General features: G+C 63.0%; 1 pseudogene. It reads right to left on the bottom strand.

Annotation, left to right across the window (positions count from 1 at the left end):
• A pseudogene (locus B1A74_RS13865) lies at positions 1 to 598 on the bottom strand (calcium-binding protein); the annotation flags it as partial.
• Positions 599 to 1,053 lie beyond the last annotated feature (455 nt).

The following is a 1,053-nucleotide window of genomic DNA, read 5'->3' on the forward strand; positions in this document are numbered from 1 at the left end:
TACGTTGACTGATAGGGCCGTCGGCCCATTCGAACCGCCCGATCTGGCGGTGCTCGTTGCCGTGCTCGTCCACGTAGGTGGAGTTGGTGTAGCCAAGGTCGATCGAGCCGATCCCGACTTCGTCGAGGGTCAGCAGCTCACCGTCGTCGACCTCGCCGTTGCCGTTGGTGTCCTGCCACAGGCGCAGGTCATCCCAGGCCTCGTCGCCCGGGTCGATGCGGCCGTTGCCGTTGGTGTCGTGGATGGCCAGCGCCTCGAACCCGTTCATGGCCGTCACGCCATCCTCGATCTCGCTGGCATTGCCGAACAGCTCGCTGCCGGTCTCGATCTCCTCGTTCCCGGTCAGATCCATCGCCAGCAGCGCATCCTCGGGCCCCACCCAGCCGGTGGCCTGCGCAAAACCGTCGCCGTTGTGGTCGAACTGTACGCCGGCATCCAGACCCAGCGTGGAGATGCCGTTGCCGTCCAGGTCCAGGATGATGGGGGAGGCGTGGGACTCGCCGCGGTTGAAGAAGTCGCGCACGTCGCCAATCAAGTCACCGACCCAGAAGTCCCAGGCGGATTGAAGTACACCGCTAGCGCCCCCGAGTTCTTCCAGAACATTTGTAGCAGTCTCTCGTATGCTGTCGTACAGATCTCGACCGTATTCATTTGCTAGCCAGGTTCCGAGCGCGGCTCCACCTGCGGCGGCGATAGCAGGCGCAAGGGCCGGAGCGAAAGCTGCACCAGCTACTACGGCCCCAACCTTCGCGAAACCCACTCCAAGTAAGACACTACTCGTGTTCGCCGACAGTTCCCGCCAATCGCCGCGCGCGGCGTCCGTAAGGATTTTCGTTGCATCAACAAGATTCCCTATCGGCCCCAAGACGCTGCTAACACGCGCACCGATGGCATGATGAGTACTCTGTATCCAGTGGGCGTCCGCGGTAGACGCTCTTTGGTCCGCCCACCCTTGGGCTTCCTCCGTGGCCGCCCGCCAGACCGAAGCTCGCGGAGAATCGCCCATTGCCTCCGCATGTTCGGCCGTCACCCGCCCTGAATTCAACCAATAAG

Origin of the sequence: Thioalkalivibrio halophilus, assembly GCF_001995255.1 — a bacterium.
GTDB lineage: Bacteria > Pseudomonadota > Gammaproteobacteria > Ectothiorhodospirales > Ectothiorhodospiraceae > Thioalkalivibrio > Thioalkalivibrio halophilus.